Here is a 14405-nt window from a genome sequence, read left to right as displayed (position 1 = left end):
CCTTGGACCCCGCGCTGCTTAGCGGCCGCGGCGTTCGTTCGACGCGGGAGCCGAGGCACGGCGCGGGCCGCTGCGGGCCGGACGGCCGGAACCCGAGTTGCCTGAGCCAGAGCCGTAGGAGCCACCGGAGTTGCCACCCGTGTTCGAGGACCATACGGACTTGTTGCCGCTGGTACGCGTGGAAGTAGCGGATTCCGTGCGCGGAGCCGACGCCGAGCGGTTACCGCCAGATGCACGCTGACCGGTTGCCGGACGTCCGCTGCGACCACCCTGGCCCTGTGCGCCTGGAACGTCGTTGCGGTGACCGGAAGCAGCGTTGCCGCGTCCACGCGAGCTGCGGGCGACGTCGTCGTTCGCTGCTGCGCGGCGATCAGCGCGGTTGATGTCGGTGCGCACGGGCTCAGCCGCAACCTTGCCACGGCCACCGCGACCGCCACGGCCACCCGCAGTGGGTGCAGCCTGGGTGGAACGGCGGTTGCGCTTGCGCTGGGCGTTGGCACCGGTGGAGGCACCGCCGCCCGGCTGCTGGGTCTTCGCCGCAAGCAATGCCGCACGAGTGCGCGGGTCAACCTTGTCGGCAACCTGGCCCACCAGCTCGGCTATCAACGGGGAGTTGGCCGTGACGCGCTCGAACGAGACGTCGACGCCGGCAGCCTTCATGAGCTTCTTGACGTCGGACTGCTGCTCGGGAAGCGTCAGCGTGACCACGGTGCCGTCGGAACCTGCGCGGGCCGTACGGCCGGAGCGGTGCAGGTAAGCCTTGTGTTCTGTGGGCGGGTCGACGTGGATGACGAGTTCGACGTCGTCGACGTGGACGCCGCGGGCAGCGACGTCGGTGGCCACCAGGACCCGGACCTCGCCGCTGGCAAACTCGGCGAGGTTACGGTCACGGGCATTCTGCGACAGGTTGCCGTGGAGATCGACGGCGGGGATGCCGCAATCGGTCAGGGTCTTGGCCAACTTGCGTGCGTGGTGCTTGGTCCGCATGAAGAGAAGGCGGCGGCCGGCGCCGGACGCCAGCTCCACGATCAGCTGCTTCTTGACGGTCTGGTCGTTGACCACCAGGACGTGGTGCTCCATGGTGGTGACGGCGGCCTGGGGGTCATCCACCGAGTGGGTCAGCGGGTTGGACAGGTAACGGTTGACCAGCTTGTCAACACCGTTGTCCAACGTCGCGGAGAAGAGCAGGCGCTGACCCTGGGTAGGGGTCATGTCCATGAGCTTCTTGACCACCGGGAGGAAGCCGAGGTCGGCCATGTGGTCGGCCTCGTCCAAGACCGTGATCTCGACGGCTTCGAGGGTCAGGATGCGCTGGCGGATGAGGTCCTCGAGGCGGCCCGGGCAGGCGATGACAATGTCGACGCCGGCGCGCAGCGCCTTTTCCTGGCGGGCCTGGGAGATACCGCCATAGATGACCGTGGTGTTCAGGCCCATGGCCTTGGCCAGCGGCTCGATGGTGGCGTTGATCTGGGTGGCCAGCTCGCGGGTCGGTGCGAGGACCAGTCCCATCGGGCGGCCGGGCTTGCGGAAGTGCTTGGCTTCGCGCTCGGCGAGACGTGCCACGAGCGGGATAGCGAAAGCGATGGTCTTGCCGGAGCCGGTGCGGCCACGGCCCAGGACGTCGCGGCCTGCGAGCGTATCCGGGAGGGTCTTGACCTGGATGGGGAAAGCTTCTTCGATGCCATCTGCAGCGAGGGACTCGGCGATGGCCTTGGGCGTGCCAAGGGCAGCAAAAGTAGTCATGTGTTTCAAGGGTCTTTCTGGCGGTGTCCAACGGACATCGTCCCCCGACGCCGGTTGGGCCAAGGGTTCGCCGAGGAAAAAGTCAGTGATCGACCGGTAGGCAATAAGCCGTGGCCGGGACCAGAGAAAACGCGTTCATCGACGCAGGATGTGCCTCTCACATGAAAAAAGCCCACTTCCCAAGTCTGGAACCAAGCCAAATTCGGGGACTAAGCGGGCATCACTGCACATCAAGTAGATCTATTCTAGCATCCGCGGACAGCCGGCCTTTCCACGGGGTCCTTCACGCGGGCCCCGTCCCCCAACTAGCTCGCAGTTGTTGTCGTTTTGAGGGCTTATCACGACAACAACTGCGAGTCAGTTGGGTGGGTACAGGCGTTGCCTCGCGGGGGCACCTCGGGGCAGGCTTGAGCCATGACGCACCAGCACGACGGCGGAGCCCACCTTCACGGCGAAATCCACGACAGCGGAGCCCACCTTCACAGCAACCCTGACCAGGACGCCGACCCGGCGCAGTTTTGGGACGAGGTCTACCGGGAGAAGGCGAAGAGGTGGAGCGGGAATCCCAATCCGCAACTCATCGCGGAAGCCAAGGGACTGGCTCCCGGCACCGCCCTGGATCTCGGCTGCGGGGAGGGTGCGGACGCCATCTGGCTCGCCCAGCATGGCTGGACGGTGACCGCGGTGGACGTCTCCGCCGTCGCGCTCGAACGGGCAGAAGCCCATGCCGTCGACGTCGGGCTACCGGACCGGATCACGTGGCTGCAACGGAATTTCGGCTCGTGGCACCCGGAAGCGGGCTTCGATCTGGTGTCCTCCCAATTCCTGCATTCTCCGCTTCTTCCGTGGCGCGATTTCCTGGCCTCGGCTGCGGCGGCCGTGGCTCCCGGCGGCACTTTGTTGGTTGTCGGGCATCATCCGGATGGCCTGACTCCGTGGAGCGGGCACAAGGACATGAAAGACAAGTTCTTCACTCCCGAGGACTTGGTCGAGGCGCTCACAAACGGTCCGGGGACGTGGCGGATCAACGTTGCCGATTCCCGCGAACGCGCGGTGACGGGCCCTGACGGCCAACACGCCACCACCATCGACAGCGTGCTCCGGGCCACCCGGACATCCGGGGCTCACACGTCCTAGGCCCGCACGTCGTCCGCTTCGGCTGCGCGGTGCGCCTCGGCGTCCACCGCATGTTCAGCACCAGAAGGCCGCCGGGCCGCGACCCGTGGCGCAATGACGAGCCCGACGACGGCGATGGCCGACGTCAGGACGAACACCCCCGCGAAGGAACCCGCCGTCGTCGTCAGCGCACTGAAGACGAGACCCGTCACGGCGAGCGAGAGGGCGCCGCCGAGGGAATCGGAGATGGACATCGCAGAACTGTTGAAGCCTTGATCCTCGGGCTTGGAGAGCGCCAGGGTCATGACACTCAACCGCGGGTACATCAGGCCCATCCCGGCGCCCGCGAACAGCCAGCCCGCAATCGCCACTCCGGCGGGCCACGCGAGCACCGTGGTCACGAGGACGATGACCACCGAACCGAGCACCAGCGCAGACCCGATCTTGACTGCAAGGGCGTTGCCGAGCCGGGAACCCATGCGGCCCTGGACTGCGGACGCCGCTGCCCAGGCAATCGCCGATCCCGTCAGCGCAAGTCCGGCGAATGCCGGGGAGAACGAGTACCGCTCCGTGAGGAGGTACGGCACGTAAACCTCGGTACCGAAGAAGGCTGCTGAGGCAACTCCGCGCATGAGGATGACGCTTGGCAATCCGCGGTGCGCGCCGAGCGTGCCGCGCGGGACCAGCGGCCGCACTGCCAGCATGGCGATGACGAGCGCGACGGCGGCAATCACCCATCCGACGCCGGGCAGCTGTCCGGAGAGGTTCAGGCCGAGAACCGCAAGGGCAGCGAGCGCGGCCCACCCCATGCGGCCGAAGGCCCAAGGAACATCGGCGCCTCCAGGCTTCGCCTCTCCGGCGCCCGCCTTGGGGGAGCCTGGCTCCGAGGAGCCCGCCTCCCGCGCGTCCGGCGTGGACCGCACCCCCCGCATGGCGGGAAGGATCATTGCCAAGGCCGGAACCACCAAACCCACGACCCCGAGGAACACCCAGTGCCAACTGCTCAACTCGGCAACCACGCCGGCGGCGAAGGGACCGATCATCGAGGGAATGACCCAGGCCGCCGAGAACGCGGCAAAGACTTGGGCATGCAACCTGGCGGGGTAGACCCGGGCGATCACCACATACAGCGCCACGGTCATGGCGCCTCCGCCGAGGCCTTGGACCAGCCTGCCGGCCACGAGCATCTGCATGGAAAGCGCGGTACCGGCGATGAGCAGCCCGGCCGCGAACAGCGCAACGGATGCGTACAGCGGGGCGGCCGGCCCACGCCTGTCCGCCCAGTTTCCTGCGGCCACCATGCCGATCACGCCCGTGGCGAGCGGACCGGCGAAGGCCAACGCATAGAGTCCGGCACCGTCCAGATCGCGGCTCACGAGCGGCATGATGGTAGTGACGGCCATGGATTCGAACGCTGCCAGGAAGACCAACGCACAGGCACCCGCCGTCGCCAAGAGATAGGGGCGTTGCAGTATGCCGGCTGTTGCGTCGTGGCTTGTCATCATCCCAGCCTAGAAGCCCAAACGAGTTTGGGGCCACCTTCAAAATCCATTCAAGTGATTAATATTCACCTGAAATTAACTCTGGGCAAACTCTGTACTAAATAGCCGACTATCGGTTGTTCCCGTAATCATTCCGTGATGCACTGCTTGGCGTGAACTTCACAAGACGCAACTTCCTGTCCGTTGCCGGATCTGCCACGGCTGCGACGCTTGTCAGCGGCGCCACCGTGAGGACCGTGCCCGCCGCAACCGCACTCCCACAGCCCGGTTCCTCAGGCATCGACCACATCATCGTGGTGATGATGGAAAACCGCTCGTTCGACCATTTCCTTGGCTGGATGCCTGGCGCGGACGGAAAACAGGCCGGACTGACGTTCGTTGACCGCTACGGCATTCCGCATACAACCCACCACCTGACGGATTTCCAGGGCTGTGGGCATCCGGACCCTGACCATTCCTACGAGGGCGGCCGGATCCAGTTCAACAACGGCAAGAACGACGGCTGGCTGCGGGCAGGCGAGAACGATGAATTCGCCGTGGGATACTACGATTCGAGCGACCTCGACTTCTGGCGTCAAGCGGGTCCCGACTGGACCGTCTGCGACCGCTATTTCGCAGCCACCCTCGCCGAAACGTATCCGAACCGCTTCTACCAGCACTCTGCGGCCACGGACAGGCTCCATAACTCGACCGTCACCAGCACCCTGCCCACGATCTGGGACCGCTTGGCAGCCGCCGGCGTTCAGGGAAAGTACTACTACGGCGACGTTCCCTTTACCGCCCTCTGGGGAACAAAGTACCTCGGCATCTCCAGGCCCTACGCCGAGTTCCTCAGCGACTGCAGTTCCGGCAAGCTCCCCTCGGTGTCCTTCGTGGATCCGCGCTTCACGGATGAGTCCAGCGGAACCTCCGGCGACGACCACCCGCACGCCGACATCCGCTCGGGCGAGCTCTTCCTGGCGGAGGTCTACAACGCCGTGACCAAAAGCCCCAACTGGGCGAACACCATGCTGGTGGTCAACTACGACGAATGGGGCGGGTTCTACGACCACGTGCCACCGGAAACGGCACCGGACAGCAATCCGGATACCGCCCGGCGCGGCTTCCGCGTCCCGTCCATGGTCATTTCTCCGCGCGCCCGCAGGCAATTCGTGGCGCACGATACCTACGACCACACCTCAATCCTGAAGGCCATCGAGTGGCGCTGGGGGCTTCAAGCCCTGACGCCTCGGGACAATGCCGCGCGCAACATCGCCGAAGTGCTTGATTTCCAATCAGGACCCAATTTGACCGCTCCCACGTACCTCGTGCCGCCTTATGCCGCCGGACCGGCCTGTTCGCGTGTCGGGCCGCCGGCGGAGGAAGAGTGGGCCGGCCTGAAACAAAAAGCACTTGCGGACGGATGGACCCTGCCATGACCTTCAAGAACTTCGCCATTTCCAGGATGCGGCTCGGATTCGCTGTGCTGCTGGTCGTCCTGCTGGGCGCCTCCTGCATCGCCTTTGGATTGCAGCAGACGGAGGCACAAGCGAGCGAACCCCAAACCGTCCAGAGCTCCGGGTACCTCCCGGGAGCGAAGCACGTGTTCGTGATCAACCTCGAGAACAAGGGGTACGACACCACGTGGGGACCGGGTTCGGCGGCACCGTACCTTTCCACCACACTGCGCAACCAAGGCGTCCTGCTGAACCAGTATTTCGGCACGGCACACAACTCGCAGCCGAACTACGTCGCCCAGATTTCCGGTCAAGGACCCAACCCGCAGATGCAGGCCGATTGCCAGACGTACTCCCCGTTCGCGAAGACCGGAACAGCAGATCCCGGCCAGGCCGTTGGGGACGGCTGCGTCTTCCCCGCCGATGTGCCCACGGTGGCAGGCCAATTGACGGCAGCGGGCAAGACCTGGAAGGGCTACATGGAGGACATGGGCACGCCGTGCCGCCACCCGGCCCTCGGCGCACCCGATGACACCCAGAAAGCAAGGGTCGGGGACCAGTACGCGGCCCGCCACAACCCCTTTGTCTACTTCGCGGGGATCACGGGGTCGCCGGACTGTGCGAAGAACAACGTGGACCTCGGAGCCCTGAAGACCGATCTCGCTTCGGTTTCCACCACGCCCAGCCTGTCCATGATCACGCCGAACCTTTGCCATGACGGACACGACTCTCCCTGCGTTGACGGACAGCCGGGCGGCCTGACCAGCGCCGATGCCTGGCTGAAGCAGTACGTTCCGCTGGTCACCTCGTCTCCCGCCTTCCGCCAGGACGGCGTCCTGGTGATCACCTTCGACGAATCCGACAGCCCCCAATCAGACGCTTCCGCGTGTTGCGGCGAGGGCCCCGGGCCCAGCTCCCCGCTTCCCGGGATTGTCGGACAGGGCGGCGGCCGGGTCGGCGCTTTGGTCATCTCCCCCTTCACCAAGGGCGGCACCTCGTCCACCACGCCCTACAACCACTACAGTCTGCTGGCCAGCATTGAAGACACCTTCGGCCTCCCGTTTCTCGGCTACGCAGGCACCCCTGGGCTGAACCGCTTCGGACTAGACGTCTACAACGCCGGCCTCTAAGCCAAGCCGACGGCGGCGGTCGGTACGACGGCGCCAGTCGCCGTCGAGTCCGGGTTCAGCATCCAGCCGACCCGCTTGGCCGTGCTCAGCATCACGACGCTTTCGACGAGTTCGATCCCGGGAATGCGTTGCTGGATGGCAAGTTCCATCTCCAGCACCTCGGCCAGCGAGCGCAGCCACATGATGATCACAAAGTTGGTGCTGCCGGTGGTGGAGGCCGTGAACCTGACGTTCCTGACCGCCCGCAGTTCGGCGGCTGCGGCTTCATGCTGGCCTGCTGGAACATTTGCGAACCACTGGCACGTCATGGGATAGCCGGAGAATTGCTGGGCGATTTCGCAGCGGAAAGACAGCATCCGGCTCGCGAGCACCCGGCCGAGCTGCCGCTGCACCGTGGCAGGGTGTCGTCCCAGGGCGCGGGCGATCTCCGCGGCGGAGGCCCTCCCATCCCGGGCGAGGAAAGGAAAGAGTGCCATATGGCTCTCCGGCAGCGGGGTGACCTGCGCGTAGGGGGCGGACGGATTGAGCGCTTCCGGTCCGGCGAGGGCGCGCAGCGCCTGCTGCTCCGCCCGGCTCAGGACGTTGAGCCGCCACGCATAGCCGCTTGTGTGGATCCGGGTGCAGAGCGATGTCCGGTACTTGGTGAGCCCCCGGATTTCCTTGAGCTGGGGCAATAGCCGGCTGCTGAACTCGCCCAGGTCCTGGGTGATCACGGTGAGCATGAGGTCCCGGTTGCTGGCCGCCTCCTCAACCGTGATGATCTCCGGAATCGCCGCGAGCGCGGCCGTGACCTCGGGCCTGAGGTGCATTTCGCAGTCCACATCCAACAGGGCAAGGCAGGCATGCTTGGGGTCGCCCATGAGGTGCGCCGTGGTCCAGGCGGCTCCGGACTCGCGCAGGCGCTCCCATCGGGAGGCCAACGTGGTGGCGTGGACGTCCAGGACCTCGGCGGCGTCGGACCAACTGATCCGCGGCGAGATCTGGAGGGCATTGATCAGCCGAAGGTCCTCTTCACTGAGTTCCATCAGCGATCCTCTCCTGGGTGATGCATGATTCTTGTTAATTTTGGCATGATCCTGAATTTTTTCATGGCTTTGGAAGATTGTGAGGCTAATCACTCCACAATGGCTATGGATACCTACCAAACGTTCAGGAAACAGGAGAACAGATGTCGATCGCCGCAGACGCCAAAGAGATGCAGGGAGAAATCGCCCGGTTCCGTCACGAGCTCCACCAGGAACCGGAAATCGGCCTGGACCTCCCGCGCACCCAGGAAAAGGTGCTCAAGGCGCTCGACGGACTCCCGTACGAAATCACCCTGGGCGAAAGCACGACGTCGGTCACCGCGGTCTTGCGCGGCCGCGCTCCCGGTGCGCTTGGCGCGGAACCAGCCCGGAAACCGGCTGTGTTGCTCCGGGCCGACATGGACGGCCTTCCCGTCCAGGAGCGCACCGGCGTCGAGTTCTCCTCGAAGATCGACGGCGCCATGCACGCGTGCGGCCACGACCTCCACACGTCCATGCTCGCCGGGGCCGCAACCCTGCTGGCCGAGCGACGCGATCAGCTGGCGGGCGACGTCGTCCTCATGTTCCAGCCGGGCGAAGAAGGCTTCGACGGCGCGGGCCACATGATCCGCGAAGGAGTCCTGGATGCCGCAGGCCGCCGTGTTGATGCCGCCTACGGCATGCATGTCTTCTCCTCCTTGGAGCCGTATGGCCAGTTCTGCACCAAGCCGGGCGTCATGATGAGCGCCTCCGACGGACTCTTCGTCACGGTCCTCGGTGCCGGCGGTCACGGCTCGGCGCCGCATGCGGCCAAGGACCCCGTGACTGCGGCCGCGGAAATGGTGACGGCCCTGCAGGTCATGATCACGCGGCAGTTCAACATCTTCGATCCCGTCGTCCTGACCGTGGGCGTGCTGCAAGCCGGTACGAAGCGCAACGTCATCCCCGAATCCGCGCGTTTCGAAGCCACCATCCGCACGTTCTCGGAAGCCTCCCGCGACCGGATGATGACCGCGATTCCCCAGCTCCTCAAGGGCATCGCCTCAGCGCACCGCCTGGAGGTGGACGTCGACTACCGCGGCGAATACCCCATGACTGTCACTGACGAGGACGAGACGCACACTGCCGAGAACGTCATCTCGGACATGTTCGGCGATTCCCGGCTCTCCCGCTGGGCCACGCCGATCAGTGGCTCGGAAGATTTCTCCAGGGTCCTGGCCGAAGTTCCGGGAACTTTCGTGGGCCTCAGCGCCGTGCCGCGGGGCGTGGACCACACCAACTCGCCGTTCAACCACTCCCCTTACGCCACGTTCGACGACGGCGTCCTGTCCGACGGTGCGGCGCTCTATGCAGAGCTCGCGGTCTCCCGCATCGCCACCCTCGCCGCCGGCAACTAACCACCACCCCAAACCTTGGAGCAAGACATGACCGCCACCGTAGGCTCTTCCGCCACAGTCCAGGTTCACAAGTCCCATCTGCGAACCCTCATCGGCACCGGCATCGGCAACGCCGTCGAATGGTACGACTGGGCAATCTACGCCACGTTCTCACCTTTCATTGCCAGCGCGCTCTTCAGCAGTGCCGACCCTACCTCCGCGGTCCTCTCCACTCTGGCGATCTTCGCCGTCGGATTCGTGGCCCGACCGTTCGCCGGTTTTGTCTTCGGATGGATCGGCGACAGGATCGGCCGCAAGACGTCCATGACGTTCGCCGTCGGCCTCGCGGCTGTCGGCAGCCTGCTGATCGGTATCGCCCCGACATTCCAGGCTGTTGGAGCCCTTGCCTCCGTGATGCTCCTGGTGGCCCGCCTCATCCAGGGCCTCGCCCACGGTGGCGAGCTGCCGTCGTCGCAAACGTACCTGTCCGAAATGGCACCCAAGGAAAGGCGCGGCTTCTGGGCGACCCTGATCTACACTTCCGGCACCGCCGGCATCCTCGCAGGAACTTTGCTGGGTGCCATCCTGACCGGTGTGCTGAGCAAGGCCGACATGAACGCCTGGGGCTGGCGTATCCCCTTCCTGGTGGGCGGCGCCTTGGGCATCTACGCCTTGGTCATGCGGGCCAAGATGAAGGAAACCGAGGCGTTCGAAGCCGAAGCTCCGAAAGAAAAGCGTGAGCCGATGTGGCCGCAGATCGTCAAGTACCGCAAGCAGGCCCTGCAGGTGATCGGACTGACCGTCGGCCTCACCGTTGTTTACTACATTTGGGGCGTCGTGGCGCCGAGTTATGCGGCAACCACCCTCAAGATGGACCGCGGGGCCGCCCTGTGGGCCGGCGTCATCGGCAACATTGCGTTCATCGCGTCGCTGCCGTTCTGGGGCAAGCTGTCCGACCGTATCGGCCGCAAGCCCGTGCTGATCGTGAGCTCTGCAGGGGCGGCGTTGCTGCACTTCCCCATGACGTGGCTCCTGAAGGATTCCCCGTGGCAGCTGGCCGTTTCGATGTCTGTGATGTTGTTCTTCATTGCCGGCAGCGCCTCGATTGTCCCTGCCGTGTACGCCGAGCTGTTTCCGACCAAGATCCGCACCGTGGGCGTCGGCGTCCCGTATTCCATCTGCGTTGCGGTCTTCGGCGGCACGGCTCCGTACCTGCAGACCTGGCTCGGCAGCATCGGCCAGGCCAACATGTTCAACGTCTACGCCGTGATCCTGCTGGCCATTGGAATCGCGTTCGCCTTCATGATCCCGGAGACCAAGGGCAAGGACCTGACCCACTAAGCGCCCCTGCCTGGACCCAACTGACTCGCATTTGTTGTCGTTTTGAGCTCGCATAACGACAACAAATGCGAGTCAGTTGGCTAGTCCACGTAACGGTTCCGGCCGGCCCGGAAACCGAAGAAGGCCGCCAGGGATCCCACGACGAGGAACAGGATGCCGGCAGCCGCGAAGCCGCCCGTCGCTTGGTGCAACTGGCCCACCATCAGGGTTCCCGTGGAGCCCAAGCCATAGCCGACGCCCTGCATCATGCCGGAAAGGTGCGCGGCCGTATGCGAATCACGGGTACGCAGCATGATCATGGTCAACGCCACGGCCGTGAGGCTCCCCTGGCCCAGGCCCAACAGCCCGGTCCACACCCAAATCAAATTCGTGGGGCCGAAAATACTCAAGGCGAAGCCGCCGCCGGTCATGAGCGCCACCGTGGTGTTGATGACGCGCTGGTCCCTGAATCGGGCTGCAAGCCCCGGGGCGACGAACGAACCCAGCATCTGCAGCACAATCGACACGGACACGATCAAGCCGGCCGTCCCGCCGTCGATTCCGCGATCACGCAGGATCGGCGCCAACCAGGCGAATACGCTGAAGGACATCATCGCCTGCAACACCATAAAAATGGTGACCTGCCAGGCGACGGCGGAACGCCAGACATTCGCACCGCCGTCAGCCGGGTTGTGGCGGACAGGGTGCTGGCGGACCGCCAGCGGCAAGAAGAGCAAAAGTACGACGGCGGCGGGCAGCACCCAGAACCACAGCGCCGAGGTCCAGTGCCCGGCCGCCGTGAAGACGGGGTAGGTGAAACCGGCGCCAAGCGCGGCAGACGCGCAAATCGCCGTCGTATACAGGCCGCCCATGAGTCCGAGTCGATGCGGGAAGTCGCGCTTGACCACGCCGGGCAGCAGCACGTTGCACAGGGCGATCGCGGCGCCGCAGGCCGCGGTTCCAGTGAGCAGTGCGGGCAAGTGCCCCGCTCCGGCGAGGTCCACGGGTCGGATCAGCAGCCCCGCTGTCAGCACTGCCATCGCGCCGAGCAATACTCTCTCGGCACCGAATCGGCGGGCCAGGATCGGCGCCAGCGGAGCGAAGACACCCAGTAAGGTCACCGGCACAGTGGTCAGGACAACTACCGCCCAGCCCGGCAGGCCGGCGTCGGCTATGACTTCCGGAAGAACCGCCGAAAAGCTCGAGAAGACCGTCCGCAGGTTCAGGCCGATAAGCACCAGACAGATCCCCAGGAAGACGAGTCCGCCGCGCGTCCTGACCTGGGTGGGCTCGGCGGCGGGAAGCTCGTCGATCTCGGCGTCTACGAGGATCTCGGCGATGCCGGAGTGTGGCTTGGTGTTCTTGGAGGCGCTTGAAGCGGGGGTCACCAACCCATTCTGGCAGTTTGTCCACATACGCCGACTCCGCCGCGGGGCTTTGACGGCGCAACGGTATTCTGGAGGAGATGAGTGAAACCCCAGATTCCCCTGAAACCCCGCAGTCTTCGCGCCCCGTGACCCCCGGCAGCCAGGCCTCCTTCGGCACCTATGGCGGCCGGCCGGTCAGTTTCGTGCGCCGCGGGACGCGCCTTCAGGGCCGCCGCCAGGCGGCGTGGGAAGAGCACTCGGACCGCTGGGCCATCCAGGTTCCTCGGCATGTTGCCAACACCTCCGTGCACCCGGACTATGTGTTCGACGCCGAAGCGGAGTTCGGGCGCAAGGCACCCCTGATCGTCGAAATCGGTTCGGGACTCGGGGACGCCGTGTGCCACGCGGCGGAGGAAAACCCGGACAAGGATTTCCTCGCAGTGGAGGTCTACACCCCCGGCCTGGCCAACACCATGATCAAGATCAACAGCCGCGGGCTCAGCAACGTACGCGTCGTGGAAGCCAACGCCCCCGAGGTCCTAGCCACCATGCTCCCTGCGGGTTCGGTGAGCGAGCTCTGGGTCTTCTTCCCCGACCCATGGCACAAGTCCCGGCACCACAAGCGCCGCCTCATCCAGCCCGCGTTCGCCGAACTCGCTGCGCGGTCCCTCAAGAAGGGTGGCTTGTGGCGGATCGCCACCGACTGGTCCAACTACGCTATCCACGTCCGCGAGGTCCTTGCCGGCTCCAGCGAGTTTGAAAACCTGCACGACGGCGAGCGGACAGGCGCAGACAGCCCCCTCACCCAAGTGTGGGAATCGGGAGTCGAATCCATGGTGGGCGGGGCACCCGTCAAGGAAGGCCGCGCACCGGTCAGCACCGAGCACACCGGCCCCAACGAGGGAGTGGACCATGTGGGCGGATGGGCCCCGCGCTTCCATGGCCGCATCCGCACCAGCTTTGAAAACAAGGCCCACGAGGCCGGACGCATGATCTTCGACCTTAGTTATCGCAGGATCTAGCGGCAGATATTTGGTGGGGCAATGAAGGCGTCCAGCTTGTATGGCTCCTTGAGTTACTAGTTGATCCCACACCGGGCAGTTGACGGCCCTGCCGCGAACAACGAGGCCAGCAACAGGGCTGACGTGGCAAGTACGGATATTTTCTTCATGGCGCTCCTTTGCTATTTGCTATGCGAAAAATGGTCCGGGGAGACCGCCGGGCGTTATAAAAAGGTCAAGGCGCTCAAGTTTTCAGGTACCCTGTCAGCATGGCTGCGGTGTGGATCGTCCAACACGATGAAGAGGAACCATTTAATGCCGTGCTTGGCGTCTTCGCATCTCAAGACGAGGCGGAAGAGTTCGCCGAGGAAATCAAGCATGAGTACGCCAGAGGTGTCATCTACTCCCGTTATGAGATCGGATACCGCTACAACAGAGGACCTGGACACGCGAGTTTCGGCCCTGGCGACCAGTAACTGGCGGCAACTGCACCGGACATTCTTAAGGTTCTTGACTTTCGGTTCACACTGCCCTCCGGCGAGTGTTATCGCGAGGGGCGCCCGGTGAGGCAAATGCTTCACGATTAAATTATGCAGGAAATACAAATTAAGCAAGACCTTTTATTAAACAGGTCGGAGGACTTTATCGCGGAATTCTAGAATCGGAACTCAACAATTTTGACCTCTAGATGTTCTCCAATACTCAATCCCCAGCCCAAACACCACTCAATTTATTGTTTTCGAGCACTCAATTTTGCGTATCGACCACTCAAGCAAGAGCAAAACCCTTGACACTGCGTGATGGGGGTATGGTATTGGCCCTGCCGAAGCCAAGGCGAAACACTGAACGCCACCCAGCCAAGTCCCGGGAACCTCGGCTGGAACGGCCCGCCCTTTGCGTGCCGCACCGGCACCGGATACCATGTGAGACGTGTCACCGAAAGGCGGCACGTGCTTATGATCTGCGGCGGGAGAGCCCTGCCGGTACGTTTCAGCAGGCGCCGTAGGAGCAAATCCTCCCCAGGAATCTCTCAGGCCCACGTACCGCCGCGGCAAGGCAACTCTGGAAAGCAGCCCGGGCAACCGGACTCACCGACGGTGCAAGCGTCAAGCCGCGAGGCGGAAACGCGGAAACTCTCAGGTCCAATACAGAGCGGGGAGGAGCCGAATCATCGTGGTGCGTCCGCGCCACCTGAATTATGGAGTTCCTCATGACCCTGGCACCTGAAGGCCGTAAGCTGCTGCGCGTTGAACAGCGCAACAAAGCCGTCCCGGTCGAACGCAAGCCCGAGTGGATCAAGGCCAAGGTCCAGATGGGCCCGGAATTCGTGGGCCTGAAGAACCTCGTGAAAAAAGAAGGCCTGCACACCGTCTGCGAGGAAGCCGGCTGCCCGAACATCTTCGAGTGCTG

At 64.4% G+C, this 14405-nt stretch carries 11 protein-coding genes, 1 pseudogene and 2 riboswitches; of the genes and pseudogenes, 8 read left to right on the top strand and 4 right to left on the bottom strand.

Going from position 1 to position 14405, the window contains the following annotated elements; translation table 11 throughout:
- Positions 1 to 18: 18 nt before the first annotated feature.
- Positions 19 to 1743 carry a DEAD/DEAH box helicase gene (locus tag AB4Z38_RS20120; protein ID WP_441431344.1) on the bottom strand — a complete coding sequence of 575 codons (1725 nt, stop codon included), beginning with the start codon at positions 1741 to 1743 and terminating at the stop codon, positions 19 to 21.
- Between the two features lie 414 nt (positions 1744 to 2157).
- Between AB4Z38_RS20120 and AB4Z38_RS20115 the strand changes: the two genes are divergently transcribed.
- The gene (locus tag AB4Z38_RS20115) at positions 2158 to 2880 is read left to right on the top strand and encodes an SAM-dependent methyltransferase (protein ID WP_441431343.1); all 723 of its coding nucleotides are present in this window, start codon (positions 2158 to 2160) and stop codon (positions 2878 to 2880) included.
- Here AB4Z38_RS20115 and AB4Z38_RS20110 read toward each other — a convergent pair.
- A complete protein-coding gene (locus tag AB4Z38_RS20110) occupies positions 2877 to 4361 on the bottom strand; it encodes an MFS transporter (RefSeq protein ID WP_441431342.1) in 1485 nt (494 codons plus the stop codon). The two genes, AB4Z38_RS20115 and AB4Z38_RS20110, sit on opposite strands and share 4 nt — an antisense overlap.
- Positions 4362 to 4513: 152 nt before the next feature.
- Here AB4Z38_RS20110 and AB4Z38_RS20105 point away from each other — a divergent pair, with 152 nt between their 5' ends.
- Entirely contained in the window at positions 4514 to 5779 is a 1266-nt protein-coding gene (locus tag AB4Z38_RS20105; protein WP_441431341.1) for an alkaline phosphatase family protein, read from the top strand.
- The gene (locus AB4Z38_RS20100) at positions 5776 to 6927 is read left to right on the top strand and encodes an alkaline phosphatase family protein (protein WP_441431340.1); all 1152 of its coding nucleotides are present in this window, start codon (positions 5776 to 5778) and stop codon (positions 6925 to 6927) included. The genes AB4Z38_RS20105 and AB4Z38_RS20100 overlap by 4 nt, the downstream gene beginning before the upstream one ends.
- On the opposite strand, the gene AB4Z38_RS20095 is transcribed toward AB4Z38_RS20100, so the two are convergent.
- Positions 6924 to 7952 (bottom strand): Lrp/AsnC family transcriptional regulator, encoded by a 1029-nt coding sequence (locus AB4Z38_RS20095; protein WP_441431339.1) that lies wholly within the window; start codon positions 7950 to 7952, stop codon positions 6924 to 6926. The genes AB4Z38_RS20100 and AB4Z38_RS20095 overlap by 4 nt on opposite strands.
- Before the next feature lie 143 nt (positions 7953 to 8095).
- Here AB4Z38_RS20095 and AB4Z38_RS20090 point away from each other — a divergent pair, with 143 nt between their 5' ends.
- Positions 8096 to 9328: a M20 metallopeptidase family protein gene (locus AB4Z38_RS20090; protein ID WP_441431338.1), complete on the top strand. Its 1233-nt coding sequence runs from the start codon at positions 8096 to 8098 to the stop codon at positions 9326 to 9328.
- Between the two features lie 27 nt (positions 9329 to 9355).
- Positions 9356 to 10648, top strand: coding sequence for an MFS transporter (locus AB4Z38_RS20085; RefSeq protein ID WP_441431337.1), 1293 nt, complete (start codon positions 9356 to 9358; stop codon positions 10646 to 10648).
- Between the two features lie 80 nt (positions 10649 to 10728).
- Here AB4Z38_RS20085 and AB4Z38_RS20080 read toward each other — a convergent pair whose 3' ends face one another.
- Positions 10729 to 12015: an MFS transporter gene (locus AB4Z38_RS20080; protein ID WP_441431336.1), complete on the bottom strand. Its 1287-nt coding sequence runs from the start codon at positions 12013 to 12015 to the stop codon at positions 10729 to 10731.
- Between the two features lie 77 nt (positions 12016 to 12092).
- Here AB4Z38_RS20080 and trmB point away from each other — a divergent pair, with 77 nt between their 5' ends.
- From trmB to AB4Z38_RS20065, 3 genes and pseudogenes are all read left to right on the top strand, one after another.
- Positions 12093 to 13016, top strand: coding sequence for a tRNA (guanosine(46)-N7)-methyltransferase TrmB (gene trmB / locus AB4Z38_RS20075; RefSeq protein ID WP_441431335.1), 924 nt, complete (start codon positions 12093 to 12095; stop codon positions 13014 to 13016).
- Between the two features lie 248 nt (positions 13017 to 13264).
- The gene (locus AB4Z38_RS20070; protein WP_441431334.1) at positions 13265 to 13471 is read left to right on the top strand and encodes a DUF7336 domain-containing protein; all 207 of its coding nucleotides are present in this window, start codon (positions 13265 to 13267) and stop codon (positions 13469 to 13471) included.
- 481 nt (positions 13472 to 13952) lie between these two features.
- Positions 13953 to 14051, top strand: a riboswitch (glycine riboswitch).
- A 1-nt stretch (position 14052) separates the two neighbouring features.
- Positions 14053 to 14156, top strand: a riboswitch (glycine riboswitch).
- A gap of 49 nt (positions 14157 to 14205) precedes the next feature.
- Positions 14206 to 14405 (top strand): annotated as a pseudogene (locus AB4Z38_RS20065) (lipoyl synthase); the annotation flags it as partial.

Origin of the sequence: Arthrobacter sp. 2RAF6, from assembly GCF_052115205.1 — a bacterium.
GTDB lineage: Bacteria > Actinomycetota > Actinomycetes > Actinomycetales > Micrococcaceae > Arthrobacter.
The sequence above is the reverse complement of the archived record's forward strand: the minus strand, read 5'-3'. Positions and strand labels throughout refer to the sequence as shown.

Excerpts from the sequence above, each read along its gene's own strand:
- AB4Z38_RS20120 (WP_441431344.1), bottom strand. The coding sequence starts at position 1,743 with ATGACTACTTTTGCTGCCCTTGGCACGCCCAAGGCCATCGCCGAGTCC.
- AB4Z38_RS20115 (WP_441431343.1), top strand. The coding sequence starts at position 2,158 with ATGACGCACCAGCACGACGGCGGAGCCCACCTTCACGGCGAAATCCAC.
- AB4Z38_RS20110 (WP_441431342.1), bottom strand. The coding sequence starts at position 4,361 with ATGACAAGCCACGACGCAACAGCCGGCATACTGCAACGCCCCTATCTC.
- AB4Z38_RS20100 (WP_441431340.1), top strand. The coding sequence starts at position 5,776 with ATGACCTTCAAGAACTTCGCCATTTCCAGGATGCGGCTCGGATTCGCT.
- AB4Z38_RS20095 (WP_441431339.1), bottom strand. The coding sequence starts at position 7,952 with ATGGAACTCAGTGAAGAGGACCTTCGGCTGATCAATGCCCTCCAGATC.
- AB4Z38_RS20090 (WP_441431338.1), top strand. The coding sequence starts at position 8,096 with ATGTCGATCGCCGCAGACGCCAAAGAGATGCAGGGAGAAATCGCCCGG.
- AB4Z38_RS20085 (WP_441431337.1), top strand. The coding sequence starts at position 9,356 with ATGACCGCCACCGTAGGCTCTTCCGCCACAGTCCAGGTTCACAAGTCC.
- trmB (WP_441431335.1), top strand. The coding sequence starts at position 12,093 with ATGAGTGAAACCCCAGATTCCCCTGAAACCCCGCAGTCTTCGCGCCCC.
- AB4Z38_RS20070 (WP_441431334.1), top strand. The coding sequence starts at position 13,265 with ATGGCTGCGGTGTGGATCGTCCAACACGATGAAGAGGAACCATTTAAT.